At 71.1% G+C, this 25,631-nt stretch carries 26 protein-coding genes; 9 read left to right on the top strand and 17 right to left on the bottom strand.

The genetic code is table 11. The features are described 5' to 3' along the window. Positions 1–83: 83 nt before the first annotated feature. From ABZ919_RS24285 to cseC, 4 genes are read left to right on the top strand one after another with little or no spacing between them, the layout of a single operon-like run. Complete coding sequence (locus ABZ919_RS24285) at positions 84–623, top strand: SigE family RNA polymerase sigma factor (protein ID WP_055703482.1); 540 nt, start codon at positions 84–86, stop codon at positions 621–623. Beyond that, entirely contained in the window at positions 611–1,261 is a 651-nt protein-coding gene (locus tag ABZ919_RS24280) for a hypothetical protein (protein ID WP_361251403.1), read from the top strand. Before ABZ919_RS24285 ends, ABZ919_RS24280 begins: the two co-directional genes overlap by 13 nt. 43 nt (positions 1,262–1,304) lie before the next feature. Then, a complete protein-coding gene (gene cseB, locus ABZ919_RS24275) occupies positions 1,305–2,009 on the top strand; it encodes a two-component system response regulator CseB (protein ID WP_361251400.1) in 705 nt (234 codons plus the stop codon). 13 nt (positions 2,010–2,022) lie between these two features. Continuing rightward, positions 2,023–3,378, top strand: a complete 1,356-nt coding sequence (gene cseC / locus ABZ919_RS24270) for a two-component system sensor histidine kinase CseC (protein ID WP_361251397.1) — start codon at positions 2,023–2,025, stop codon at positions 3,376–3,378. Between the two features lie 231 nt (positions 3,379–3,609). On the opposite strand, the gene ABZ919_RS24265 is transcribed toward cseC, so the two are convergent. The 3 genes from ABZ919_RS24265 to ABZ919_RS24255 all read right to left on the bottom strand — a co-directional run bounded on the left by ABZ919_RS24265 (position 3,610) and on the right by ABZ919_RS24255 (position 6,239). Further along, on the bottom strand, positions 3,610–4,056 hold the full coding sequence (locus tag ABZ919_RS24265) for a VOC family protein (RefSeq protein ID WP_361251394.1): 447 nt from the start codon (positions 4,054–4,056) through the stop codon (positions 3,610–3,612). Then, on the bottom strand, positions 4,053–4,559 hold the full coding sequence (locus ABZ919_RS24260; protein ID WP_361251391.1) for a helix-turn-helix transcriptional regulator: 507 nt from the start codon (positions 4,557–4,559) through the stop codon (positions 4,053–4,055). Before ABZ919_RS24260 ends, ABZ919_RS24265 begins: the two co-directional genes overlap by 4 nt. Positions 4,560–4,664: 105 nt before the next feature. Then, on the bottom strand, positions 4,665–6,239 hold the full coding sequence (locus ABZ919_RS24255; protein WP_361251388.1) for an MDR family MFS transporter: 1,575 nt from the start codon (positions 6,237–6,239) through the stop codon (positions 4,665–4,667). 129 nt (positions 6,240–6,368) lie between these two features. On the opposite strand from ABZ919_RS24255, the gene ABZ919_RS24250 reads away from it, so the two are divergent. Both ABZ919_RS24250 and ABZ919_RS24245 read left to right on the top strand, forming a co-directional pair. Then, a complete protein-coding gene (locus ABZ919_RS24250) occupies positions 6,369–6,968 on the top strand; it encodes a TetR/AcrR family transcriptional regulator (protein WP_361251385.1) in 600 nt (199 codons plus the stop codon). Positions 6,969–7,113: 145 nt separating this feature from the next. Further along, the gene (locus tag ABZ919_RS24245; RefSeq protein WP_361251382.1) at positions 7,114–7,746 is read left to right on the top strand and encodes an HAD family acid phosphatase; all 633 of its coding nucleotides are present in this window, start codon (positions 7,114–7,116) and stop codon (positions 7,744–7,746) included. An 80-nt stretch (positions 7,747–7,826) separates the two neighbouring features. Here the strand turns inward: ABZ919_RS24245 and ABZ919_RS24240 are convergent, their stop codons facing one another. Beyond that, complete coding sequence (locus tag ABZ919_RS24240; RefSeq protein WP_361251380.1) at positions 7,827–10,352, bottom strand: ATP-dependent Clp protease ATP-binding subunit; 2,526 nt, start codon at positions 10,350–10,352, stop codon at positions 7,827–7,829. 517 nt (positions 10,353–10,869) lie between these two features. On the opposite strand from ABZ919_RS24240, the gene ABZ919_RS24235 reads away from it, so the two are divergent. Continuing rightward, a complete protein-coding gene (locus ABZ919_RS24235) occupies positions 10,870–11,763 on the top strand; it encodes an SCO3374 family protein (RefSeq protein WP_361251377.1) in 894 nt (297 codons plus the stop codon). On the opposite strand, the gene ABZ919_RS24230 is transcribed toward ABZ919_RS24235, so the two are convergent. The 10 genes from ABZ919_RS24230 to ABZ919_RS24185 all read right to left on the bottom strand — a co-directional run bounded on the left by ABZ919_RS24230 (position 11,742) and on the right by ABZ919_RS24185 (position 20,225). Beyond that, entirely contained in the window at positions 11,742–12,077 is a 336-nt protein-coding gene (locus ABZ919_RS24230) for an Lsr2 family protein (RefSeq protein ID WP_356299876.1), read from the bottom strand. The two genes, ABZ919_RS24235 and ABZ919_RS24230, sit on opposite strands and share 22 nt — an antisense overlap. A 203-nt stretch (positions 12,078–12,280) precedes the next feature. After that, positions 12,281–12,814 (bottom strand): amino-acid N-acetyltransferase, encoded by a 534-nt coding sequence (locus ABZ919_RS24225; protein WP_361251372.1) that lies wholly within the window; start codon positions 12,812–12,814, stop codon positions 12,281–12,283. Between the two features lie 9 nt (positions 12,815–12,823). Further along, the gene (locus ABZ919_RS24220; RefSeq protein ID WP_361251369.1) at positions 12,824–13,315 is read right to left on the bottom strand and encodes a BlaI/MecI/CopY family transcriptional regulator; all 492 of its coding nucleotides are present in this window, start codon (positions 13,313–13,315) and stop codon (positions 12,824–12,826) included. 172 nt (positions 13,316–13,487) lie between these two features. Continuing rightward, positions 13,488–13,667 carry a hypothetical protein gene (locus ABZ919_RS24215; RefSeq protein WP_361251367.1) on the bottom strand — a complete coding sequence of 60 codons (180 nt, stop codon included), beginning with the start codon at positions 13,665–13,667 and terminating at the stop codon, positions 13,488–13,490. A 174-nt stretch (positions 13,668–13,841) separates the two neighbouring features. Beyond that, positions 13,842–14,501, bottom strand: a complete 660-nt coding sequence (locus ABZ919_RS24210) for a hypothetical protein (RefSeq protein WP_361251478.1) — start codon at positions 14,499–14,501, stop codon at positions 13,842–13,844. Positions 14,502–14,754: 253 nt separating this feature from the next. Then, complete coding sequence (locus ABZ919_RS24205) at positions 14,755–15,552, bottom strand: type III pantothenate kinase (protein WP_055708030.1); 798 nt, start codon at positions 15,550–15,552, stop codon at positions 14,755–14,757. Positions 15,553–15,557: 5 nt separating this feature from the next. After that, complete coding sequence (gene nadC, locus ABZ919_RS24200; protein WP_361251364.1) at positions 15,558–16,535, bottom strand: carboxylating nicotinate-nucleotide diphosphorylase; 978 nt, start codon at positions 16,533–16,535, stop codon at positions 15,558–15,560. 5 nt (positions 16,536–16,540) lie between these two features. Then, complete coding sequence (locus ABZ919_RS24195; RefSeq protein WP_361251361.1) at positions 16,541–18,274, bottom strand: L-aspartate oxidase; 1,734 nt, start codon at positions 18,272–18,274, stop codon at positions 16,541–16,543. After that, positions 18,271–19,272 carry a pantoate--beta-alanine ligase gene (gene panC / locus ABZ919_RS24190; RefSeq protein ID WP_361251359.1) on the bottom strand — a complete coding sequence of 334 codons (1,002 nt, stop codon included), beginning with the start codon at positions 19,270–19,272 and terminating at the stop codon, positions 18,271–18,273. Before panC ends, ABZ919_RS24195 begins: the two co-directional genes overlap by 4 nt. Next, positions 19,269–20,225, bottom strand: a complete 957-nt coding sequence (locus ABZ919_RS24185; RefSeq protein ID WP_361251356.1) for a DUF2520 domain-containing protein — start codon at positions 20,223–20,225, stop codon at positions 19,269–19,271. Before ABZ919_RS24185 ends, panC begins: the two co-directional genes overlap by 4 nt. Positions 20,226–20,408: 183 nt before the next feature. Here ABZ919_RS24185 and ABZ919_RS24180 point away from each other — a divergent pair, with 183 nt between their 5' ends. Then, positions 20,409–21,566, top strand: coding sequence for a beta-eliminating lyase-related protein (locus ABZ919_RS24180; RefSeq protein WP_361251354.1), 1,158 nt, complete (start codon positions 20,409–20,411; stop codon positions 21,564–21,566). Here ABZ919_RS24180 and ABZ919_RS24175 read toward each other — a convergent pair whose 3' ends face one another. Then, positions 21,567–21,773, bottom strand: coding sequence for a hypothetical protein (locus ABZ919_RS24175; RefSeq protein WP_361251351.1), 207 nt, complete (start codon positions 21,771–21,773; stop codon positions 21,567–21,569). A gap of 307 nt (positions 21,774–22,080) precedes the next feature. Here ABZ919_RS24175 and ABZ919_RS24170 point away from each other — a divergent pair, with 307 nt between their 5' ends. Next, positions 22,081–23,184, top strand: a complete 1,104-nt coding sequence (locus ABZ919_RS24170) for a DUF5937 family protein (RefSeq protein ID WP_361251348.1) — start codon at positions 22,081–22,083, stop codon at positions 23,182–23,184. Between the two features lie 269 nt (positions 23,185–23,453). Here ABZ919_RS24170 and ABZ919_RS24165 read toward each other — a convergent pair whose 3' ends face one another. Together ABZ919_RS24165 and ABZ919_RS24160 are read right to left on the bottom strand one after the other, a co-directional pair. Then, positions 23,454–24,125 (bottom strand): response regulator transcription factor, encoded by a 672-nt coding sequence (locus tag ABZ919_RS24165; protein ID WP_361251345.1) that lies wholly within the window; start codon positions 24,123–24,125, stop codon positions 23,454–23,456. Positions 24,126–24,243: 118 nt separating this feature from the next. Further along, entirely contained in the window at positions 24,244–25,449 is a 1,206-nt protein-coding gene (locus ABZ919_RS24160; RefSeq protein ID WP_361251342.1) for a sensor histidine kinase, read from the bottom strand. Positions 25,450–25,631 lie beyond the last annotated feature (182 nt).

Raw genomic sequence — 25,631 nt, 5'->3', positions numbered from 1 at the left:
CCCGTGCCCGGCAGACCACCGGGCGCAGGAACGAAGGACTTCAGGCACGGGCCGAAGTGAACGGGGAACGGAGGCGGTTGATCATGGCGCAGGGCGAGGTGCTCGAGTTCGAGGAGTACGTCCGCACACGGCAGGACGCGCTGCTGCGCAGTGCTCGCCGACTGGTACCGGACCCCGTCGACGCCCAGGATCTGCTGCAGACGGCGCTGGTGCGCACCTACGGCCGCTGGGAGGGCATCGCCGACAAGCGGCTGGCCGACGCCTATCTGCGCCGCGTCATGATCAACACCCGTACGGAGTGGTGGCGGGCGCGCAAGCTGGAGGAGGTGCCGACCGAGCAGCTGCCGGACGCGTCCGTGGAGGACTCCACCGAACAGCACGCCGACCGTGCCCTGCTGATGGACGTCATGAAGGTGCTCGCACCGAAGCAGCGCAGTGTCGTAGTCCTGCGACACTGGGAGCAGATGTCCACGGAGGAGACGGCCGCGGCCCTGGGCATGTCGGCCGGTACGGTCAAGAGCACGCTGCACCGGGCGCTCGCCCGGCTCCGCGAGGAGCTGGAGGCCCGCGATCTGGACGCACGCGCGCTGGAGCGTGAGGAGCGGGAGCGTTGCGCGGCCTGACCGGGGCCGGGCCCGAAGTGGCCCGAGGCACTACACAGGCGGTGATCACGGTGGGGGCCGTGCTCGCCGCCCTCGCCCTTTTCGTCGCCGCGTGCGGCACGGGGGGCACGGGCACCCGGGACGAGGGCCCGGCACACGCCTCGGCGGTCGCGGGAGCCGTCGCCTCCCCCTCACCGAGCCCGTCGGGCGGCTTCCGGCGGGTCGACGCGGTCGCGCTGGTCAGGAAGGACCCGGCGGTCTCCCCGACGGTGAAGCGCGAGCTGAACCAGTGCAGCAACGACAATGATGTGGTCGACGTCACCTACGGCTATCTGACCGGCGGCTCCGTCAACGACGTCCTCGTGAACGTGTCGTCCTGCAGTGACCTGGTGGGCATCGGCACGTACGTGTACCGCAACGTGCAGGGCGCGTACAAGAATGTGTTCAAGGCGGAGGAGTCGCCGGTCTACGCGGAGATCGACGGCACCGACCTGACCGTGACCAAGCAGGTGTACGAGACGGACGATCCGGTGTCGAACCCGTCCCGGGAGACCGTGATCACGTACAGGTGGAAGGCCGGCCGCTTCGCCGAGCGGTACAGGCACGAGACCGACTACAGCAAGACCGGCGGCGACGCGGCGGCCACCGTGGACAACTGACCCCCCACACACGCACGCACACACGAGGACTGAGAGCACCGGGATGGCAGACCAGACCCACGTTCTGTTCGTCGAGGACGACGACGTCATCCGCGAGGCCACCCAGCTCGCCCTGGAGCGGGACGGGTTCGCGGTCACCGCCATGCCCGACGGCCTGTCGGGCCTGGAGGCGTTCCGGGCGAACCGCCCCGACATCGCCCTGCTGGACGTCATGGTGCCGGGCCTGGACGGTGTCAGCCTGTGCCGTCGCATCCGGGACGAGTCCACCGTGCCGGTGATCATGCTCTCGGCGCGCGCCGACTCCATCGACGTCGTCCTCGGCCTGGAGGCCGGCGCCGACGACTATGTGACCAAGCCGTTCGACGGCGCCGTGCTGGTCGCGCGGATCCGGGCCGTGCTGCGCCGCTTCGGGCACGCCGGCGGCGGCGACCGTACCGAGGACGCCGACGACACCATGACCGGCGGCATGCTCAGCTTCGGGGACCTGGAGGTCGACACCGAGGGCATGGAGGTGCGCCGGGCCGGGCAGCCGGTCGCGCTCACCCCGACCGAGATGCGGCTGCTGCTGGAGTTCTCCTCGGCGCCCGGCACCGTGCTCTCCCGCGACAAGCTGCTGGAGCGCGTGTGGGACTACGGCTGGGGCGGGGACACCCGGGTCGTCGACGTGCATGTGCAGCGGCTGCGGCAGAAGATCGGCCAGGACCGGATCGAGACGGTCCGCGGCTTCGGCTACAAGCTGAAGGCCTGAGCGGGGCAGAGGTATGCGGGGGATCTTTCGGCACCCGGTCCGGCGCATGGAGCGCGTCGGCCTGCACACGGGCCTCAGGTGGAAGCTCAGCGCGGCGATCGCGCTGGTGGCCGGTCTGGTCGCGATCGCGCTCAGCCTGGTCGTGCACAACGCGGCCCGGGTCTCGATGCTCGACAACGCACGTGACCTGGCCAACCAGCGCGTCCAGATAGCACAGCGCAACTACGAACTGAACCGGCGGCCCAACTTCCCCAACATCAAGCTCGACGACCCCGAACTGCCGCACGCGCTGCGCGAGAAGGTCGAGGAGGGCCGTAAGGCCAGCGATGTCATCGACCACGGCGGGGTGCCGGACATCTGGGCGGCCGTGCCGACCAAGGACGGGCATGTGCTGTCCCTGCACGGCCACATGCCGGACCGCTCCACCGATGTGATGAAGGACCTCGACCAGGCGCTGGTCATCGGCTCCGTCGCGGTCGTGTTCGGCGGCAGCGCGCTCGGCGTGCTGATCGGCGGGCAGCTGTCCCGGCGGCTGCGCAAGGCGGCGGCCGCAGCGAACCAGGTCGCCAAGGGCGAGACGGACGTCCGGGTGCGGGAGGCCATCGGCGGGGTCGTACGGGACGAGACCGACGATCTCGCGCGCGCGGTGGACGCCATGGCGGACGCGCTGCAACAGCGTCTCGAGGCCGAGCGGCGGGTCACCGCGGACATCGCGCACGAGCTGCGCACCCCCGTGACGGGCCTGCTCACGGCCGCCGAGCTGCTGCCCCCCGGCCGTCCCACCGAGCTGGTCCTGGACCGGGCGAAGGCGATGCGCACGCTCGTCGAGGACGTCCTGGAGGTGGCCCGTCTCGACGGCGCCTCGGAGCGGGCGGAGCTGCAGGACATCATGCTCGGCGAGTTCGTCACCCGGCGCGTGGCGGCCAAGGACCCGGGCGTCACCGTACGCGTGGTGCACGAGTCGGAGGTCACCACCGACCCGCGCCGTCTGGAGCGGGTCCTGTTCAACCTGCTCGCCAACGCCGCCCGGCACGGCCGGCCGCCGATCGAGGTGACCGTCGAGGGCCGCGTCATCCGGGTCCGCGACCACGGTCCCGGCTTCCCCGAGGAACTGCTCGCCGAGGGGCCGAGCCGTTTCCGCACGGGCAGCAAGGACCGCGCCGGTACGGGCCACGGGCTGGGCCTGACCATCGCGGCGGGCCAGGCCCGCGTCCTCGGCGCCCGCCTGACCTTCCGCAACGTACGACCCGTGGGTGCCCCCGCCGGCGTCACGGCGGAGGGCGCGGTGGCCGTGCTGTGGCTTCCCGAGCACGCCCCTACGGCGACGGGGAGCTATCCGACGCTGCCGCTCTCGGGGGGCACGGCCTGAGCGGCTCCCTGATCCGCTGGTGCTGTGAGTCGGTGGGCTGTTCAGCCGTGGCCACGTTCGGGAACTGTCCGTACGGCCGCCGGGCGCGACTTAGTGCCTACCGCATCAGCGCGGCCAGATGCGTACTCCCGGCCGCGCTGCCGTCACTGCGCCGCGACGGCACTGCGCCGCGACGGCTCGGTGACGCCGGTGACCGCCGCCTCCGCCCGCGCCGTCCACATGCTCAGGCCCTCAGCAAGCCCAGTCCCGGTCCAGGTCCAGACCGCCCTCCCGGCGCTGGGTGAACGAGAACCAGTTCCCGGAGTCGTCGCGGAACAGCGCCTCCGTGCCGTAGGGGCGCTCCTGGGGTTCCTGCAGGAACTCCACTCCGCGGTCCTTGAGCCTCTTGTAGTCGCCGTGGATGTCGTCGGTGGCCAGCACGCCGGCCCCGAGCGCCCCCTTCGCGATGAGTTTCCGCATCATCTCGGCGGACTCGGGGTCCATGGCGGGCGGCCCCGGCACCATCAGCGTCAGCTCGACGTCGGGCTGGCCGGGTGCGCCGACGGTGAGCCAGCGCATGCCGCCGTCGCCCATGGTCATGTCCGTACGGACCTCGAGACCCAGCTTCTGGGTGTAGAACTCCTTGGCCCGGTCCTGGTCCAGGACCCAGACGGTCGTGATGGCAAGACCCTTGATCATGGTTCTGCTCTCCTGTCGGCGCTGCTGATGACGCTGGCGGTGCTGTCCGCCGGGGCGGACCGCCCTTCGTCACCGTAGGCAGGGCCGGCCCCGGAACGCTTCTCCGATCTTGCGGTGCTGAATCCGCCGGCCCAGAGCATGGCGTAGCACCCGGGTATCAGGGAGGCCCCGCGGCCCACGTGCTTCCCGCGGTACTCGCTCGGGGTGAGCCCGGTGCGGGCCTTGAAGCGGGCGGAGAACGTGCCGAGGCTGCTGAAGCCGACCAGGGTGCAGATCTCGGTCACGGTGAGGTTGGCGCAGCGCAGCATCTCCTCCGCCCGCTCGATCCGCCGGTGGGTCAGATACTGTCCCGGCGTCTCGCCGTACGCCTCCTTGAAGGCGCGCACGAAGTGGTACCGCGAATACCCGGCGAAGGCAGCCACCGCGTCCAGATCCAGACCGGGGTCCGCCCACTCCCGGTCCATGGCGTCCTTGGCCAGACGCATGCGGCGCAGCTTGTCCATGCAGCCGATGGTGGCACGGGGCACTGACAACTCACGGGGCACCGACAACGAAGGAGAAGACCCCGGGGGCGGACACCGACCCGGGGTCTTCAGCTCAGGCGCGGCTCAGACGGCCTCGACGACCTGCGCGGCAGACGCGTCCTCGCCGCCCTCCGCCGAAGGCTTGGGCTGCCCGGTCTTCAGCGGGACCTCCTTCACGAAGAGCGCCGCGACCAGCACGAGCACCGCGATCCCCGCACCGAGTACGAAGGCCGAGTGGGTACCGGCGGACACCGCGTGGTCGTACGCGTCCCTCACCGGCGCCGGCAGCTTCGCCATGCTCTTCGCGTCCAGCTGCGCGGACTTCTCGGTGATGCCCTTGCCCAGCGCACCGGCCCGCTCGCTCATGACGTGCTTGACGCGGTCGTTGAACAGCGCGCCCATGATGGCCACACCGAAGGAGGAGCCGAGCGTACGGACCAGGGTCGTGGTCGACGAGGCCACGCCCATGTCCTTCATCTGCACGCTGTTCTGCGCCACCAGCATGGTGATCTGCATCAGGCAGCCCATGCCCAGGCCCAGGACGGCCATGTAGATGCCGGAGGTCAGCCGGGTCGTGCCGGTGTCCATGAGGGACAGCAGGTACAGACCCACGATCATCAGCGCGCCGCCGACGATCGGGAAGACCTTGTAACGGCCGCTGTTGGTGGTGACCCGGCCCGCCACCATCGAGGTCACGAGCATCGCACCGAGCATCGGCAGGAGCAGCAGACCGGAGTTGGTCGCGGAGGCGCCCTGCACCGACTGCTGGTACAGCGGCAGGTAGAGCGTGGCACCGAACATCACGAAGCCGGTGATGAAGCCGATGACGGACATCAGCGTGAAGTTGCGGCTGCGGAACATGTGCATCGGCACCACCGGCTCGGCGGCCCGGGTCTGCCAGAACACGAACCCGACGAGCGTGGCGACGCCGATGCCGGCCAGTTCCATGATCCGGGCCGAGGTCCAGGCGTACTCCGTGCCGCCCCAGGTGGTGACCAGCACGATCGAGGTGATGCCGACGGTCAGCAGCAGGACACCCCAGTAGTCGATGCGCGCCTTGGCCCGCTTCTTCGGCAGATGCAGCACGGCACTGACCAGTGCCAGGGCCACGGCGCCCAGCGGCAGGTTGATGTAGAAGGACCAGCGCCAGCCCCAGTTGTCGGTGATGGTGCCGCCGACCAGCGGACCGCCGATCATCGCCAGCGCCATGACGCCGGCCATCATGCCGGTGTACTTGCCGCGCTCCCGCGGCGGGATGAGGTCGCCGATGATCGCCATGACGCCGACCATCAGACCGCCCGCGCCGAGACCCTGCACGGCACGGAAGCCGATGAGCTCACCCATGTTCTGGGCCATGCCGCTGAGCGCCGAGCCGATCAGGAAGATGACGATCGAGCTCAGGAAGGCGCCCTTGCGCCCGTACATGTCACCGAGCTTGCCCCAGATCGGGGTGGAGGCCGCGGTGGCCAGGGTGTAGCCGGTGACCACCCAGGACAGGTGCTCCAGACCACCCAGCTCGCCCACGATCGTCGGCATCGCCGTACCCACGATCATGTTGTCGAGCATCGCGAGCATCATCGCGATCATGAGTGCGAGCAGGACCACCCGCACACTCCTGGGACGTTTGCCGCCCGTGACGCTTTCCACCGTGTCCGCCATCTATCTCTTCCCACTCCCCGTCCGGCAGCCACTTACTTGCCGCCCGGCTAGTTCACTACACTGGGAAAAGTAGACCTGGTACTAGCCGGGCGTCAAGTAAGTTTTCGCGGGAGCGCGAGGAGTACGAGGATGGGCGTCACCATGGACGGCACCAAGCAGCAGCGCCGCGGGAACACCCGCCAGCGCATCCAGGACGTGGCGCTCGAACTCTTCGCGGAGCACGGCTACGAGAAGACCTCCCTGCGGGAGATCGCCGAGCGTCTCGACGTCACCAAGGCGGCCCTGTACTACCACTTCAAGACCAAGGAAGAGATCATCGTCAGCCTCTTCGAGGATCTGACGAAGCCGATCGAGGACCTGATCGAGTGGGGCCGCAGCCAGCCGCACACCCTCGAAACCAAGCAGGAGATGGTACGGCGCTACAGCCGCGTCCTCGCCGACGCCGAACCGCTCTTCCGCTTCATGCACGACAACCAGGGCACGGTGCGGGACCTGCGCATCGGTGACATCTTCAAGGACCGGATGCGCGACCTGCGGGACATCTTCATCGACCCGGAGGCACCGCTCGTCGATCAGGTCCGCTGCGTCAGCGCGATGTTCACACTGCACGCGGGGATGTTCGTGATGAAGGACCTGGACGGCGACCCCGAGGAACGGCGTGAGGCCGTCCTCGACGTCGCCCTGGACCTCGTCACCCAGGCACACGAACACGCCCGCCACAACGAGTAGATGTCGACGCGCCCAGGAAAATGTGACGCACACCTCTGGCCACCTACCGTTCAGTAACCCTACGGTTCCCCTCGCGCCATCCTCACCTCAGATCATGCCCCTGACATTTCAGGTACGCGTACGGACGTGAGAGGAACCCCCACCGATGACCAGACGCCCCTGGGCGCACCGCATTTCCGCAGCCGCTGTCTCCGTGGCCGCCCTGGCCGCGATGGCCGCCCCGGCCCAGGCCGCGACCGCGAGCAGCACCGACGCCGCCTCCGTCGCCTCCGCGACCACCGCCAAGGTCGACTACGCCACCTGGCAGAAGGACTGCCAGGCGGTGATGGACCAGGCCCTGCCGTACCTCAAGGAGCGGATCGCTGCCGCCGAGCCGGGCGAGAAGCAGGCGATCGTCTTCGACATCGACAACACCACGCTGGAGACGGACTTCGGCTTCAGCTACCCGCAGCCGGCCAACAAGCCGGTCCTGAACGTCGCCAAGTACGCGCAGGAGCACGGCGTCTCGCTGTTCTTCGTCACGGCCCGCCCGGGCATCATCTACCTGCCCACCGAGTACAACCTCGAGCACGACGGCTACGACGTCTCCGGCCTCTACCTCCGCGGACTGTTCGACCTCTTCAAGGACGTCGCCGCCTACAAGACCGCCCAGCGCGTCGACATCGAGAACAAGGGCTACACGATCATCGCGAACATCGGCAACAGCGCGACCGACCTCTCGGGCGGCCATGCCGAGAAGACGTTCAAACTGCCGGACTACAACGGCCAGTTGTCGTAGGCCAGGGTTCTTCCAGGCACGCGAAGGGGGCCGGTGCTGTGCAGCACCGGCCCCCTTTCGCTCGGCCACCGGCCGGAGGCTTACGCCTCCTTGCTCAGGTTCGGTCCGGCGCCGCCGGCCGCCTGCTCGATCGGCGGGACGTCGGGCAGTGCCGACTTCTCCTCACCCCGGAAGGTGAAGGTGGCGGCGTCGCCCTCGCCCTCGGTGTCCACGACCACGATGTGACCGGGGCGCAGCTCGCCGAAGAGGATCTTCTCCGACAGCGAGTCCTCGATCTCGCGCTGGATCGTGCGACGCAGCGGACGCGCGCCCAGCACCGGGTCGTAACCCTTCTTGGACAGCAGCTCCTTGGCGGACTGGGAGAGCTCGATGCCCATGTCCCGGTCCTTCAGGCGCTCGTCCACCTTGCCGACCATCAGGTCGACGATCCGCAGGATGTCGGCCTGGGTCAGCTGCGGGAAGACGACCACGTCGTCGACGCGGTTGAGGAACTCGGGCCGGAAGTGCTGCTTGAGCTCGTCCTGGACCTTGTTCTTCATGCGCTCGTAGTTGGTCTTCGTGTCGCCCGAGGCCGCGAAGCCCAGGTTGAAGCCCTTGGAGATGTCCCGGGTGCCGAGGTTGGTCGTCATGATGATGACCGTGTTCTTGAAGTCCACGACCCGGCCCTGGGAGTCGGTCAGGCGACCGTCCTCCAGGATCTGCAGCAGCGAGTTGAAGATGTCCGGGTGGGCCTTCTCGACCTCGTCGAAGAGGACGACGGAGAACGGCTTGCGGCGCACCTTCTCGGTCAGCTGGCCGCCCTCCTCGTAGCCCACGTATCCGGGGGGCGAACCGAAGAGACGGGAGACCGTGTGCTTCTCGCTGAACTCCGACATGTCGAGGGAGATCAGCGCGTCCTCGTCACCGAACAGGAACTCGGCGAGGGCCTTGGACAGTTCGGTCTTACCGACACCGGACGGGCCGGCGAAGATGAACGAACCACCCGGACGCTTCGGGTCCTTCAGGCCCGCACGCGTACGGCGGATCGCCTTCGACAGCGCCTTGACGGCGTCGTTCTGGCCGATGACCCGCTTGTGCAGCTCCTCCTCCATGCGGAGCAGGCGGCTGGACTCCTCCTCGGTCAGCTTGAAGACCGGGATGCCGGTGGCCGTGGCGAGGACCTCGGCGATCAGCTCGCCGTCGACCTCGGCGACGACGTCCATGTCGCCGGCCTTCCACTCCTTCTCCCGCTTGGCCTTGGCGGCCAGGAGCTGCTTCTCCTTGTCGCGCAGGGAGGCGGCCTTCTCGAAGTCCTGCGAGTCGATCGCGGACTCCTTGTCCCGGCGGACGGCGGCGATCTTCTCGTCGAACTCGCGCAGGTCCGGCGGAGCGGTCATCCGGCGGATGCGCATCCGGGAACCGGCCTCGTCGATCAGGTCGATCGCCTTGTCCGGCAGGAAGCGGTCGGAGATGTAGCGGTCGGCCAGGGTGGCGGCCTGGACCAGGGCCTCGTCCGTGATGGAGACGCGGTGGTGCGCCTCGTACCGGTCGCGCAGGCCCTTGAGGATCTCGATCGTGTGCGGCAGGGACGGCTCGGCGACCTGGATGGGCTGGAAGCGGCGCTCCAGGGCCGCGTCCTTCTCCAGGTGCTTGCGGTACTCGTCCAGCGTGGTCGCACCGATGGTCTGCAGCTCACCACGGGCCAGCATCGGCTTCAGGATGGAGGCCGCGTCGATGGCGCCCTCGGCGGCACCCGCACCGACCAGCGTGTGCAGCTCGTCGATGAACAGGATGATGTCGCCGCGGGTGCGGATCTCCTTGAGCACCTTCTTCAGGCGCTCCTCGAAGTCACCGCGGTAGCGGGAGCCGGCGACCAGGGCGCCGAGGTCCAGCGTGTACAGGTGCTTGTCCTTGAGCGTCTCGGGCACCTCGCCCTTGACGATGGCCTGGGCGAGGCCCTCGACGACGGCGGTCTTGCCGACGCCGGGCTCACCGATCAGCACCGGGTTGTTCTTGGTACGGCGGGACAGCACCTGCATGACCCGCTCGATCTCCTTCTCGCGCCCGATGACCGGGTCGAGCTTGGACTCACGAGCGGCCTGGGTGAGGTTCCGGCCGAACTGGTCCAGGACGAGGGAGGTCGAGGGGGTGCCCTCGGCCGGGCCGCCGGCGGTGGCGGTCTCCTTGCCCTGGTAGCCGGAGAGCAGCTGGATGACCTGCTGCCGCACCCGGTTGAGGTCTGCGCCCAGCTTGACCAGGACCTGGGCGGCGACGCCCTCGCCCTCGCGGATCAGGCCGAGCAGGATGTGCTCCGTGCCGATGTAGTTGTGACCCAGCTGAAGAGCCTCGCGGAGCGACAGCTCCAGGACCTTCTTGGCACGGGGGGTGAAGGGGATGTGACCGGACGGGGCCTGCTGGCCCTGGCCGATGATCTCCTCCACCTGCTGGCGGACCGCCTCAAGCGAAATGCCGAGGCTCTCCAGGGCCTTAGCGGCGACACCTTCGCCCTCGTGGATGAGACCCAGGAGGATGTGCTCGGTGCCGATGTAGTTGTGGTTGAGCATCCGGGCTTCTTCCTGAGCCAGGACGACAACCCGCCGCGCGCGGTCGGTGAACCTCTCGAACATCGTTAATCGCTCCTCAGAGCGGTCAGGCAGTGGGGGGAACTTCCCCTCCCTGTCCTTCCGCAGCTTAGTCCCGCAAGCGGGGACCGCTCATTCCAACTGCCGACACCGTCCTTGGCCTCCTGACCCCGAACGCCGACATCTGCTCCAACCCGATGGTGCGAGACGATGTTCCCGCAGGCCAGGCAGTTACCCCACTCGCCAGTACGCCGATGGCGAACGTGAGACGGCCCGTCCTGCGTGTCGCCCCCTCCCACTAGGCATGTCTTACCCGCTGGGACTGACACTCCATGCGGCGCGCACCGGTTCCCTCCGCTATGGGCGAACAACCTTGCGCCTCCCCGCACCCCCGCGCGCCCCCTCATTCTGCACACCCGGCGATCAAGTGGGCACCCAGCGTAACCTGCCGGTTGCTTCGGCGGTTGCGCTTGGCATGGCTGGCTCGGTCCCCGCGATCTCAACGGTCCCCCTTCCCCGTCGCCCGGCGGATCCGGACGTCCCGGACGCATGTGGTCTTGCGGTGGCCGGCCCGGACCCACGGGCGCGCCACTGGTACGAGAACGATCTGGGCTGGCCGACAGTGCCCGGGTGGCCGCTGCGGCTGCTCACGGGGGTGCGGTTCGACGTCCTGGACGTGCCGGCCGAGGCGGGCGCGGGCGCGCTACGGCATCTCGCACCGGGCTCTCCGGTGGCCCTTCGGGGCGACCGGATGGAGCTGCTGGTGGCCGCGGGCAGCGCGGAGGAGCTGCCGGGCCTGCTGGACTGGCTGGAGTGGAGCGCCGTGACCCTCGACCTGCGCGTCCTGGGCACGGGCGGCGCGATGGAGGCACCCCTTCCACCGGCGGCCTTCGCCGCGGGTGACGTGGCGTTCGCTGCCGCCCGCACCGGGGTTCCCGCGCCGGCGACCGACCTCACCCCGGGCTCGACGCGAGCCGGCGTTTCCACCGGGGCCGGGAACGGGGCATCCGTGGGCATCCACGCCGCGAGCGGGGCGCCCACGGCCATCTCAGCCGGGAGTCCGGCGTCTGCCGGCGTCCACACAGGGAGCGGGGCGCCCAGGGGCGTCCACGCCGGGAACGGGGCATCCGTGGGCGTCCACACCGGGAACAGGACGCCCAGGGGCGTCCACGCCGCGAGTCCGGCGTCTGCCGGTGTCCACGCCGGGAGCGGAGGCGCGCCTGCGCGGTCAGGGGCCGCACTGGGGGCCGCCGTCTGGCTGCGGCCCCCTGGGCCCGGAGGCGAGGTCGAGGCCTCGCTGCCGGCGATGCCGGCCATGGGGCGCGAGGGGAGCGCCCCCGATCTCGTACGACTGGTGGAGACGGTGGCCGTGCGGTGCCACCGGATCCGGCTGCGGCGCCTGCGCGCCGGGCTGCCGACCGCCTGCCGAGAGGATCAGCCGTTGGCCTTCTCGTAGGCCTCGCGAATGGACGCCGGAACACGACCGCGGTCGTTGACCTCGTAACCGTTCTCCTTCGCCCAGGCGCGGATCGCCGCGGTGTCCTGGTTGCCGCCGGAAGCGGCACGCGCCTTTCCACGTCCGCCCGACGCACGACCTCCGGTACGACGGCCGCCCTTGACATACGGGTCGAGAAGGCCGCGCAGCTTGTCCGCATTGGTGGTCGTGAGATCGATCTCGTACGTCTTGCCGTCCAGCGCGAACGTCACGGTCTCGTCCGCCTCGCCGCCGTCGAGGTCGTCGACAAGAAGGACCTGAACCTTCTGTGCCACCGGATTTCCTTTCATCGATAACGTTGAGGGCCGGGGGGTTGCGGCGTCCGCCGTTTCGCCGCCCCTGTTATATGCAGTACTGCAGTACGTCGGAAAGCAAACCGCTTTTGCCGGAAAAACACAAACCCCTGGGAGAGGACCGACCGACCACCTCCGTCCAGAAACATGCGCGTTTCGGACATAGGGCACCGGGGCAATGACGATCACAGATGCAGAAGCATCCGACTGTTGCCCAAGGTGTTCGGTTTCACGCGTTCGAGACCCAGGAACTCCGCGACGCCCTCGTCATAGGAACGCAGCAGCTCCGCGTACACATCGGTGTCGACCGGTGTCTCCCCGATCTCCACGAAGCCGTGCTTCCCGAAGAAGTCCACTTCGAAGGTCAGGCAGAAAACCCGGCGAACGCCGAGCCAGCGTGCGGTCTGCAGCAACTTCTCCAGCAACTGATGGCCGACGCCGGCGCCCTTCAGCCCGGGCTTCACCGCGAGAGTGCGGACTTCCGCCAGGTCCTCCCACATGACGTGCAGGGCGCCGCAGCCGACCACCTCGGCGTTGTCGTCGCGTTCCGCGACCCAGAACTCCTGGATGTCCTCGTAAAGCGTGACCGTGGCTTTGTCGAGCAGGATGCGGTCACGGGCGTACGCGTCGAGGAGGCGGCGTACGGCCGTGACATCGCCGGTCCGGGCACGCCGGACGGTGATGGCTTTTGCGGAGACTTCGGGACGCTCTGCTGACATGAGCGGACGCTATCGCCCGTCCGCGTCCCGCGCCGAGTCGGGGTTCTGCTCTTCCGAGGCTTCGGGTTCCCGGGCTTCGGACGCTTCCCGTTGCGTGGGTTGCGCCCGCGCGGCTTCCGGTTGCCGCGGTTCCGTCGTTTCCGGGCCCTGGATGATGCGTACGGCGTCATCGAGGGCCTGGCGCTGCTCCTCGCTCATCATCCCGAAGAAGGCGACGAGTGCGGCGGCCGCGTTGTCGCTCTGCTGCCAGGCGTCGTTCATCAGCGCGGCGGCGTACGCGGCCCGTGTCGAGACGGCCTCATATCGATAGGCCCGGCCTTCGGCCTCGCGACGGACCCAGCCCTTCTGATGGAGATTGTCCAAAACGGTCATCACGGTGGTGTACGCGATGGAGCGTTCCTGCTGGAGGTCTTCCAGGACTTCTCGAACGGTCACCGGGCGGTTCCACTTCCACACCCGCGTCATGACCGCGTCTTCGAGTTCTCCCAATGGGCGAGGCACAGCTCAGAACAATAGTGGGAGATCCCGGCAATGGCGTGCCGAACGGGCACTAAGTCCACCAATGCGAACAAAAAGGGCACAGACGTCGCCGCCGGACAGGGATGGGGACAGCCGTCCGCAGGCGCGCGGAGTGCCAGGTCCACGCGCCGAGCGGGTCATACCGGGGGCCGGCTCAGGCGTCGCCGCCGGCGGAGGCCTGGCGCGCGCTCTCCGCGCGCGCGAGGGCGGCGTCGACGGCCGCGTCCTCCTTGGCCTTGGCGGCGCCGCCCTGGGTCTTCACGATCACCCTGACCAAACCGATGAAGAACACGGCCATCACGACCGGGGGCACGAGCGCAGAGACGTATTCCATGCCCCCAAGAGTAGCCAGGGACGAACGGCGGAAAGGGACGGGGTGCGCAAAACCCCCCGGCTGCGTTCCCCACCTGCCACCAGAGGGCCGATCGGCCTGCACTGGGCCGGCGGCGCCGCTCCGTTCCGCGGCGGGGTGCCGGGGGGGAGGCACCCGGCCGGAGGGCGGGGGCGGTCAGCCGGCGGCCAGTTGACGCGTCTCGGTCGGGGACGCCGCCGGAGGCGTCGGCTTGCGGCGCGGGAAGACCTCGCCGGGCGTGGGAATGGGCCGTTTCGGCGCGGCCGGCTCGGTGCCGGGACGCTCCGCGGGCGTCGGCTCGGGCTTCGGCGGCTTCTGCGCGGGCTTCTGCGCGGGTTTCCCGGGCTCCTCGGTCTGTCGCACCGCGGTGTCCACACCGCCGCCCGTAAGGGCCAGCAGACGGGTGCGGGAAGGCGGCACGGCGGGTGCCGGCACCTTGCGGGCGCCCTGCGCGAACCGGGCCCGCACATCCTGCTCGGCCAGCGCCTGACACCGGTCGAGCAGTGCCGCCGCCGACCGGTTCCCGCGCAGCGCCCGCAGTGCGGCGAGATCGTCCGGCGTCGGCCGGTGCCCGGCCGCCAGCGCCTCCTCCAGGAGGGTGAGATAGCCGGTCGCGGTACCCGGCAGCGCGGCCCGGTACCGGCCGAGGTCGGCCACCAGGAAAGCGCGCAGTCTCGCCCCCTCGCACATCGCCTCGTCGAGCGACTCGGCGAGCCGGAAGCAGTCCTGGACGTCCTCGGCGGAAGCTCGGCCGGGGTGGAGGGCGAGGGCGAGGGCGCGGCGGAGCACTCGCAGCTCCTCCACGCCGAACGCCATGCCGCCGCGGGATCCGTATGGCGTGGGCATGCGGCGACGCTACCGCTAATCGGACAAAAGTGACAGATCAGGATGTTGTGTCGCCGCGTGTCGCTGCTCGTTTCCCTCGAGCGGGGCTACCGGACCGCCGGCCGGGGAGAGCGGGCGCACCTCACTGCTCCCGCGCACCGGCGCGGACCGGCCGGGATGCGCGACGACACCGCGCCCGCGCGTGGGAAACGGGAAACCGGCGCCCGCCGAGGCGCCGGTCGTCTCACAGCCGGGACACGTTCCGCTCGTACACCAGCCGCAGCCCGATCAGCGTCAGCCACGGCTGGTGCTCGTCGATCACCGAGGACTCCCCGAGCACCATCGGCGCGAGCCCACCCGTGGCGATCACACGCACGTCGTCCGGGTCGTCGGCGAGCTCCCGCGCCATCCGGCTCACGACCCCGTCGACCTGGCCGGCGAAGCCGTACACGATGCCGGACTGCATGGCCTCGACCGTGTTCTTGCCGATCACGCTGCGCGGCCGGGCCACCTCGATCTTCCGCAGCTGCGCGCCCTTCACCCCGAGCGCCTCCACGGAGATCTCGATGCCGGGCGCGATGACCCCGCCCACGTACTCCCCGCGCGCGGAGACCGCGTCGAACGTGGTCGCCGTACCGAAGTCGACGACGATCGCCGGGCCGCCGTACAGCTCGACGGCCGCGACCGCGTTGATGATCCGGTCCGCGCCGACCTCCTTGGGGTTGTCGGTGAGGATCGGCACGCCCGTCTTCACGCCCGGCTCGACGAGGACGGCGGGGACGTCGCCGTAGTAGCGCCGGGTGACCTCGCGCAGCTCGTGCAGCACCGACGGGACGGTCGCGCAGATCGCGATGCCGTCGATGCCGTCGCCCAGCTCCTCGCCGAGCAGCGGGTGCATGCCCATCAGACCCTGGAGCAGCACCGCCAGCTCGTCCGCCGTGCGGCGCGCGTCCGTGGAGATGCGCCAGTGCTCGACGATGTCCTCGCCGTCGAACAGGCCGAGGACGGTGTGCGTGTTGCCGACGTCGATCGTGAGCAGCATGGCCGTTACTCCGCCTCGCGCAGGTCCAGGCCGATGTCCAGGATCGGCGAGGAGTGGGTGAGCGCGCCGACGGCCAGGAAGTCCACGCCCGTGTCGGCGTACACGCGCGCGTTGTCGAGCGTCAGCCGGCCGGAGGCCTCCAGCAGGGCCCGGCCGCCGACGATCCCGACGGCCTCCTCGCACTCGCCGGGCGTGAAGTTGTCCAGCAGGATCAGGTCCGCGCCCGCGTCGACGACCTCCCGGAGCTGGTGCAGGGTGTCGACCTCGACCTCGATCGGCACCTCCGGGAACTGCTCCCGCACGGCCTTGAACGCCTGCGCGACGCCACCGGCGGCGACCACGTGGTTGTCCTTCACCAGGGCCGCGTCGGACAGCGACATGCGGTGGTTGACGCCGCCGCCGCAGCGGACGGCGAACTTCTCCAGCGAGCGCAGTCCGGGGGTCGTCTTGCGGGTGTCACGGACCTTCGTGCGGGTGCCCTCCAGCGCGTCCGCCCAGGCGCGCGTGGCGGTCGCGATGCCGGACAGACGGCACAGGATGTTCAGCGCGCTGCGCTCGGCGGTCAGCAGGTCGCGCGTGCGCGTGGTGACGGACAGCAGCTTCTGCCCGGCCTCGACCCGGTCGCCGTCCTCGACGTGCCGCTCCACCTCGAACTCGTCGGTGCAGACCACGGAGAGCACCGCCTCGGCGACCCGCAGACCGGCCACGACACCCGCCTCGCGCGCGGTGAAGTCACCGGTGGCGGTGGCGTCCTCGGCGATGGTCGAGACGGTCGTCACGTCCACGCCGCCGTCCAGGTCCTCCTGGATGGCGACGTTGGCGACGTCCTCGACCTCTACGGGGTCGAGCCCGGCGGCGGCCAGCAGCTCGGCGAGCGCGGGGTCGAGCCCGCTCTCCAGGTACTCCTCGTCGTCCTCGGCGCCACAGGCGCAGCCGTCGCCGCAACCACCGGTGGGGGCGAGGGGAAGGTCGTCGGTGCTCACGTCTGTCACTGCTCCTGGGGGCGCTGGGATTGCCGGGTCGGGGGGAAGTCTGCGCTGTCCGTGGTGCGTACGGCCAGCGAGCGGTCCGGGTTGAGCCGCACGACGATGTGGCGCCGCCAGTGGGTGTCGTCGCGCTCGGCGCTGTCCTCGCGCCAGTGGCAGCCGCGGGTCTCCTCGCGCAGCCGCGCGGCGGCGACCAGGACACGGGCGACGCACAGGAGGTTGGTGGCCTCCCAGGTGTCGACGCCGGGCTCGGCGGTCTTGCCGTTCTCCTCGAGGGCGTCCCGGGCGTCCGTGTGCAGCTGCTGGAGCTGTGCGGCGGCCCCGGCGAGGGAGTCCTCGGAGCGCAGCACACCGGCGCCCTCGGTCATGATCCGCTGGATGGCGAACCGGGCCTCGGGGGCGAGCAGCGGGTGCGCGGGCTTCTCGGGGTGCGGGACCGGTGCCGGCACGCGCGCGTGGAGGCCGTTCGCGGCATGGGTCGCGGCGATGTCGGCGGCGATCCGCTCGGCGTAGACGAGGCCTTCGAGGAGGCTGTTGGAGGCGAGCCGGTTGGCGCCGTGCACGCCGGTGCAGGCGACCTCTCCGCACGCGTACAGGCCGGGCACGGTCGTACGGCCCCGGGCGTCGGTGCGGACGCCTCCGGAGGCGTAGTGGGCGGCCGGGGCGATCGGGATGGGCTCTTCGACCGGGTCAATGCCGTTGGCCCGGCAGGCGGCCAGGATGGTCGGGAACCGCTGCTCCCACATCTCGGCGCCGAAGTGCCGGGCGTCGAGGTACATGTGCTCGGCGCCCTGCTCCAGCATCCGCCGCAGGATGCCCTTGGCCACGATGTCCCGGGGCGCCAGCTCGGCCAGCTCGTGCTGTCCGACCATGAAGCGCACGCCGCCGGCGTCGACCAGGTGGGCGCCCTCGCCGCGCACCGCCTCGGAGACCAGCGGCTGCTGGCCCTCGGCGTCCGCGCCGAGGAACAGCACCGTCGGGTGGAACTGCACGAACTCCAGGTCGGAGACCTCGGCGCCCGCCCGCAGTGCCAGCGCCACGCCGTCACCGGTCGACACGGACGGGTTGGTGGTCGCAGAGAACACCTGGCCCATGCCGCCGGTCGCGAGCACCACCGCGGGGGCGTGCACGGCGCCCACGCCGTCGTGCTGGCCCTCGCCCATCACGTGCAGGGTGACGCCCGCCGTGCGGCCTTCGCCGTCGGTCAGCAGGTCCAGCACGAGCGCGTTCTCGATCGTGCGCAGTCCGCGTGCGTGCACGGCCTCCACGAGCGCCCGGGAGACCTCCGCGCCGGTGGCGTCTCCGCCCGCGTGCGCGATCCGGCGCCGGTGGTGGCCGCCCTCACGGGTGAGGTGGATGTCGCCCCCGTCGTCGGTGTCGAAGTGGGCGCCGGTGGAGATCAGCCGGCGTACCGCGCCCGGGCCCTCGGTGACGAGGATCCGTACGGCTTCCTCGTCGCACAGCCCCGCGCCGGCCACCAGGGTGTCCTCCAGGTGCTGCTCGGGGGTGTCGCCCTCGCCGAGCGCGGCTGCGATGCCGCCCTGCGCCCAGCGCGTGGAGCCGTCGTCGAGGCGGGCCTTGGTGACGACGACCGTCGTCAGGCCCGCGGCCTGGCAGCGCAGGGCCGCGGTCAGGCCGGCCACGCCGGAGCCGACGACGACCACGTCCGCGGAGATGGCCCAGCCGGGTGCGGGCGCGTGCAGTCGTATGCCAGTGCTGGTGCCTGTGCTGGTCACGAGGCGGCTCCGAAGGTTCCGAAGGTGAGGGGAAGGTTGTCGATCAGCCGGGTCGTGCCGACCCGTGCGGCCACCGCGAGGACGGCCTCGCCGGTGAAACCGTCGCCGATCTCGGTGAAGTCGGACGGGTCGACCAGGGCGAGGTAGTCGAGTTCGAGCGGCGGGACGAAGCGGGCGGCCTCGTCCAGCACCTGCCGGGCGGCCGCGCGGACGGCCGCCGGGCCGCCGGGGGACGCCGTGGCGACCGCGTGCGCGTCGGCGGCGGCGCGGGACTCCCCGAGAGCGCTCAGCGCCTCGGCACGCGCGTGCGTGGAGGGCACTTCACGGGCACGCGCGCGCAGCGCCTCCTGCGCGGCGTGCCGGTCCCGGCCCGCGAACAGCGCGCGGGACAGCGCGAGCGCGGTACCGCGCTCGTCCGGCGAGAGGTACCGGTTGCGGCTGGACAGGGCGAGCCCGTCCTCCTCGCGGACGGTCGGTACGCCGACGATCTCGACGCCGAAGTTCAGGTCCCGGACCATGCGCCGGATCAGGGCCAGCTGCTGGGCGTCCTTCTGCCCGTACAGGGCCACGTCGGGCCGGGTGAGGTGCAGCAGCTTGGCGACGACGGTGAGCATGCCGTCGAAGTGGCCGGGCCGCGAAGCACCCTCCAGACGTTCGCCCATGGGACCGGCGGTGATCCGTACCTGCGGGTCGCCGCCGGGGTAGACCTCGTCCACGGACGGCGCGAACACCGCGTCCGCACCGGCCTGTTCGGCGATCTTCAGGTCGGCGTCGAGGGTGCGCGGGTAGCGGTCCAGGTCCTCGCCCGCGCCGAACTGCAGCGGATTGACGAAGACGGTGACGACGACCTCGCCCTCGGGGCCGGCGATCTCGCGGGCGGTGCGGATCAGGGTGGCGTGGCCCTGGTGCAGGGCGCCCATGGTCATCACGACGGCACGACGGCCGCGGCGCACGCGCGCGTGGAGCTCGTCGGCGGTGCTCAGCAGGGCGGTGGTCATCGGTCGTTCCCCTCGGTGCCGTGAGTGCCGTTCGTACCGCCGCTGCCGCCGGTGCCGTCGGCCAGCACGCCGAGCAGGTCCTCGGCGAGTTCGGGCTTCAGCAGGCCGTGCGCGAGTGCCCGGTCGGCGGTCGCGCGGGCCATCGCCAGGTAGCCCGCGACGGTCTGCGGGGCGTGCGCGCGCAGCTCGGTGATGTGCGCGGCGACCGTGCCGGCGTCCCCGCGCGCGACGGGCCCGGTGAGCGCCGCGTCGCCGGAGCGCAGCGCGTTGTCCAGGGCGGCACCGAGCAGGGGGCCGAGCATCCGGTCGGGCGCCTCGACGCCCGTGGTGCGCAGCAGCTCCATGGACTGGGCGACCAGGGTCACCAGGTGGTTGGCGCCGAGGGCGAGGGCCGCGTGGTAGAGCGGGCGGTTCTCCTCGCTGATCCACTCCGGCTCGCCGCCCATCTCGATGACGAGGGCCTGGGCGGCCAGCCGCAGCTCCTCGGGCGCGGTGACGCCGAAGGAGCAGCCGGCCAGGCGCTGCACGTCCACCGGGGTGCCGGTGAAGGTCATCGCCGGGTGCAGGGCCATCGGCAGCGCGCCCGCGCGCAGGGCCGGGTCGAGAACCTTCGCGCCGTACCGGCCGGAGGTGTGCACGAGCAGCTGTCCCGGCCGCACCGCGCCGGTCTCGGCGAGGCCGGAGACGAGTCCGGGCAGGGCGTCGTCGGGGACGGTGAGCAGCACCAGGTCGGCGCGCTGGAGAACCTCGGCGGGCGGCACCAGCGGCACGTCCGGGAGCATGGTCTCGGCGCGCCGCCGGGAGGCGTCGGAGACACCGGAGACGGCCACCGGGCGGTGCCCGGCGAGCTGGAGGGACGCGGCGAGCGCGGGGCCCACGCGACCGGCGCCGACGACGCCGACGGTGAGCCGCGCGGGGCGGTCCTTGAGGTCTGGCTGGTGGACTGTACTCACGCGACGGCGGCCTTCCCGTTCCAGTCCGCTCTGGGTACCGGACGATTTCTCGTCATGTTAACGCTATCTCGGTCCGGCGCCGACAGGTTGTCCACAGGCTGTGGGTTTCGCCACGCCCCGCCACGGTTTCGCGCACGGAAACTCCCGTGCCCCGCACGGCCGGGGCACGGCATGCTGCCCGGCATGAGCGATACGGCTGAGCAGGACGAGAAACGATCGAGCCAGGAACGGCGGACGGCCGCCCTCAAGGAGGCACGGCGCGCGCTGTGGCGGCCCGGCTTCCACGGCACGATCCGGGAACGGCTGGAGTGGCTGACGCGGACCGCCCCGCAGCTCTACGACGTGGACGAGCGGGCCGACGTCTACGGCGACCGGATCGTGACCGCCCTGGAGGAGCGCACCGCCGGTCTGCTCGGCACGGAGGCCGCCGCGTTCTTCCCGACCGGCACGATGGCCCAGCAGGTGGCCCTGCGCTGCTGGGCGGCCCGCACCGGCGACCCCACGGTCGCCCTGCACTCCCTCGCCCACCCAGAGGTGCACGAACGGAACGCGTTGAGCCAGGTCAGCGGCCTGCGCCCGGTACGGGTCGGCAGCGAGCCACGGCTGCCCACCGCCGCCGAGCTACGCGACTTCCCCGAGCCCTTCGGCACGCTGATGCTGGAACTGCCGCTGCGCGACGCCGGTTTCGTGCTGCCCACGTGGGAGGAGCTGACCGAGGTCGTCGAGGCGGCGCGGGAGCGCGACGCGGTGGTGCACTTCGACGGCGCGCGCCTGTGGGAGTCGACGGTGCACTTCGACCGCCCCCTGGAGGAGATCGCGGGCCTCGCCGACACCGTCTACGTGTCGTTCTACAAGTCCCTCGACGGCTTCGGCGGCGGCGCGCTCGCCGGTCCGAAGACCCTGATCGAGGAGGCGAGGACCTGGCGGCACCGGTACGGCGGGATGGCCTTCCAGCAGTTCCCGACCGTGCTGGCGGCACTGGCCGGACTCGAGACGGAGCTGCCCCGGCTGCCGGACTATGTGCGCCACGCGCGCGTGGTCGCCGCCGCCCTGCGTGACGGGTTCGCCGCGGCCGGGCTGCCGTGGGCGCGCGTCCACCCCGAGGAGCCGCACACCCATCAGTTCCGGGTCTGGCTGCCGTACGACCCCGACGTGATGGCCGAGGCCGCGGTCCGGCAGGCGGAGGAGACCTCGGTGATGCTGTTCACGGGCGCCTGGGACCGCGGCGGGCCAGGCCTGGCGTTCACGGAGGTCACGGTCGCCGCGGCGGGCCTGGAGTGGACGGCGGACGACGTACGGGCGGCCGTGGCCGACTTCGTGACGCGGCTGCCCGTGGGGTGATCACAGCGTGCGCGGGCGCAACCACCGGCGCAGGGCGTAGCGCACGCGCCCCCGAGTCGGGCGCCCGGCAACGACCGCTTTGAAGCGCCGGTAGTCGCGCAGTTCGCGTATCAGGGCGGCGTCGTGCCGGCCGGGCGCGGGCGGCTCCGGTGCGCCGAGCACGCGGGCGCGGTGGCTGTCGAGGAGGTACTGCTGGGTGATGCTCATGGCTGATCGCCTTCCAGGAAGTTCTCGTGGCGTGTCGGAAGTTCCGAAGGAGCCGGGACCTCTCGGGCCTCTGGGTCACTCGGGTCACTGGGCCGCTCGGGTCACTGGGCCGCTCGGGTCACTCGGGCCTCCGGGACTCTCGAGTCCGTCGGGACAAGGGCTGCTCACCTGCTCGGTGACCGTTCGGGCTCCGCGGCCGCCTCCGGTGCCTCCCAGGCTGCTCCGGGCCGGGGCGGCTGTCCCGTGGATTGACGCCTGCCGTCAATCCACGGCGGCACTGTCGGTGGCCGGGTGCACGATGGTGGGCATGAGCGTGACCATCGACATCACCGGACTGCCGCCGGAGCGGGTCGCCGTGGTGCCCTCCCCCCTGGCGGAACTGGGGATGGCCCTGCACGCCCTCAGCGAGCCCGGCCACCACCCCGGCCTCCAGGGCTGGGCGACCGCCGTCTCGTCCCGGCTCGACCCCTGCCTGGCCGACCGTCTGTGCGAGGCGGATTTCCTGTGGCGAACGACGTTCTCGGACGTCTTCGCCCCGTTCGCGGGGATCCCCGGCGGCAGCACGCTCCCCGGCGCCACCCTCGCCGAAGAACTGGACCTGCTGGACAAACTGACGGACGACCAGTTCGTCAGTGCCGCCCTGGAGTTCACCTGCCGGCTCCGCTACGACGTCCAGACCCCCAGCCCGCTGACCGACCCGGAGCTGCGCCGGCGCGCCGTGGAACTGGCCGCCGCGCGCGGTGCCGTGCAGGAGCAGTTCACACGCCGGCTGCTGGAGGACCCGCCGGCCGTCCGCGCCTGGTTCCGGCAGCTGATGCTCGACTGCGACGAGGCCTTCTTCGCCGACACCTGGGCCCGCCTCCAGCCCCAGCTCGCCGCCGACGCCCGGCACAAGATCGAACTGCTGCGCCGCAAGGGTCTCGGCGAAGCCCTCACGTCCCTCTCCGGGGCCGTCTCACTGGACGAGGAGGCCGCGCTCGTCACGGTCGACAAGCTCACGGTGGGCCGCACCGCCACGGGCGACGGCGGCCTCGTCCTGGTGCCGACCAGCCTCGGCTGGCCGCACGTCATGGTCCTGCACCGGTACGGCTGGCAGCCCTCGATCACCTACCCCGCGAGCGGCACCCGCCCGCAGGCCCCGTCCGTCGAGCAGCTCACCCGCCGTCTGGAGGCGCTGGCCCACCCGGTGAGGATGCGGCTGTGCCGGCATCTGGCGCGCGCCCCGCACACCACGAGCGAACTGGCCGACGCGCACGGCGTGTCGGCGCCCGAGATATCCCGGCACCTGGCGGTGCTGAAGAAGGCCGGCCTGATCACCGACTGCCGCCGTGGCCGGTACGTCCAGCACCAGCTGGACCTGACGGCGGTGGCCCGGCTGGGCAGCGACTTCATCGAGGGCATCCTGCGCTGACGGACGCCACAGCGGCCAGGGGCCGCGGCCCGCTGCGCAGCCGCATCGACGCTTGCCGCGGGCCCGGCCATGGTCATGGTCATGGTCATGGTCATGGCGCCAGGGTGCCCGTGGCCCTCCCGTGCGGCGCGCTCGGCGCGGGGCCCGGGTCGCCACCCACCTTCACGGCCGGGCCCAGCTCCCGGGCAGCCCGGTGGCGGCCTGCACCTCCAGGGTCACTCGCACCCGTAGCACCCACCGCCCCCGTGCCTCCTTTCCGAGCGCCCGCCTCAGCCGTGGCCGCCCGCTCGGACCAGGCCCGTCTCATAGGCCAGCACCACCACCTGCACGCGGTCGCGCAGGCCGAGCTTGGTCAGGATGCGGCCGACATGGGTCTTCACCGTCGCCTCGCTCAGCACCAGCCGGGCCGCGATCTCGCCGTTGGACAGGCCCTGCGCGACCAGCACCATCACCTCGCGCTCCCGGTCGGTGAGCCGCTCCAGCTCCTTGTGCTGCGGTTCCTTGCCGGTGGAGGGCAGCATCGGCGCGAACCGGTCCAGCAGGCGCCGGGTGGTCGACGGCGCCACGACCGCGTCACCGCTGTGCACGGCACGGATCGCGCCCAGCAGGTCACCCGGCGGCACGTCCTTGAGCATGAAGCCGGAGGCACCCGCCTTCAGCCCGGAGAAGGCGTACTCGTCCAGGTCGAACGTGGTCAGTATCAGCACCTTGGGCGGGTTCGGCTCGGCGCAGATCCGCCGGGTGGTCTCCACACCGTCCAGCTTCGGCATACGGACGTCCATCAGGACGACGTCGACGGCCGTGGAGCGCAGCACCTGCAGGGCCTCGACCCCGTCGCCCGCCTCCGCGACGACCTCCATGTCCGGCTGGGCGGCGAGCACCATCCGGAACCCGGTGCGCAGCAGCACCTGGTCGTCGACGAGCATCACGCGGATCGTCATCGGGCCTCTTTCGGTCGGTACGCGGGCGGTTGGTCCCGGGCAGTTCGGTGCCGGGCGGGTTGGTGCCGGGCGGTGCGGTGCCTGTCTTACAGGTGTCAACGGAGGGCGTGCGGCGGCGTCAGTGCGCCGGTTTGAGCGGGAGCAGAACGCTGATGCGGAAGCCTCCACCCGGGCGCGGTCCGGCGTCCAGGGTGCCGCCGACCATACCGACCCGCTCGCGCATACCGATCAGGCCGTGTCCCTGGCCGTCCACTCCGCCGTCCTCGTACAGCTCGTGCGGGGCGCCCTTGCCGTCGTCCTCCACGAGCAGGCCGAGCCCGTCGTCGAAGTAGACCAGCCGCACGCTCGCGCCCGCGTTGGGTCCGCCGTGCTTGCGGGTGTTCGTGAGCGCCTCCTGCACGATCCGGTACGCGGTCAGCTCCACCCCGCTGGGCAGGGGGCGCGGCGTGCCCTCGACCTTGAAGTCGACCGGGAGGCCCGAGCTGCGGCACTGCTCGACCAGCTCGTCGATCTGCTCGACGTCGGGCTGAGGGACGTACTCGCCGCTCTCCTGGTGCTCCCCGGTGCGCAGCACGCCCAGCAGCCGGCGCATCTCGGCGAGGGCCTGCCGGCCGGTCGAGGAGATCGTCTCCAGGGCCTTCTTGGCCTGGTCGGGGGCCGCGTCGAGGACGTACGCGGCGCCGTCCGCCTGCACCACCATCACCGACACGTTGTGCGCGACGACATCGTGCAGCTCGCGGGCGATACGGGCGCGCTCGGCGGCCACCGCGACCTTCGACTGCGCCTCACGCTCCTTCTCCAGACGGGCCGCGCGCTCCTCGAGCTGGGCGAAGTAGGCGCGCCGGGTGCGCATGGAGTCACCGAGCACCCAGGCGAGCGCGAACGGCACCGTCTGGAAGACGACTATCGCGGACTGTCCGAGGAGGCCGTCGTGCTCGGCCGGCCAGCGGATCTGCGCGAGGGCCGCGGCGACGAGACTGGCGGCGAGCGCCAGCCGGGAGGCCCAGCGCGCGCCGATCGCCGCCACCGTGTAGGTGATCACCAGCATGGCGAAGTCGGCGACGGTCGTCTCGACGTCCAGCACCAGCTGGGCCAGCCCCGTCGCGAGGGCGACCACCAGCATCGGCTCGGGGAATCGGCGGCGCAGCGCCACGACAGCGCACAGGACGGCGGACACGGCCATCCCCCCGGCGACCGTCCCGTGCCGGCCGGGGGTCCCGTGGAGGTTGACCACGCTCACGCCGGACAGCCCGAACAGGACGACGGCCCAGAAGGTGTCGACCCACGTCGGGTGGCGGCGGAGGAAGTCGTAGAGGCGCTGCACGTAACCCAGAGTAGGGAAACCGGATGCATGCAGGGGTCAACCGGAGGGCCGATCCGCGCCCGGCGCGCGTACTCCGCAAGGTGGAGGAGGTGATCACCTGTGCGCCTAGTCTGTTGCGGTGACGGATGAGACGGCACGGGAAGCGGAACGCCACCCCGGTGACGGGCACGGCGACGGGCACG

It is taken from the genome of Streptomyces sp. NPDC046759 (assembly GCF_040645475.1).
Taxonomy (GTDB): domain Bacteria; phylum Actinomycetota; class Actinomycetes; order Streptomycetales; family Streptomycetaceae; genus Streptomyces.
This window is presented reverse-complemented; position numbering and strand designations above follow the sequence as displayed.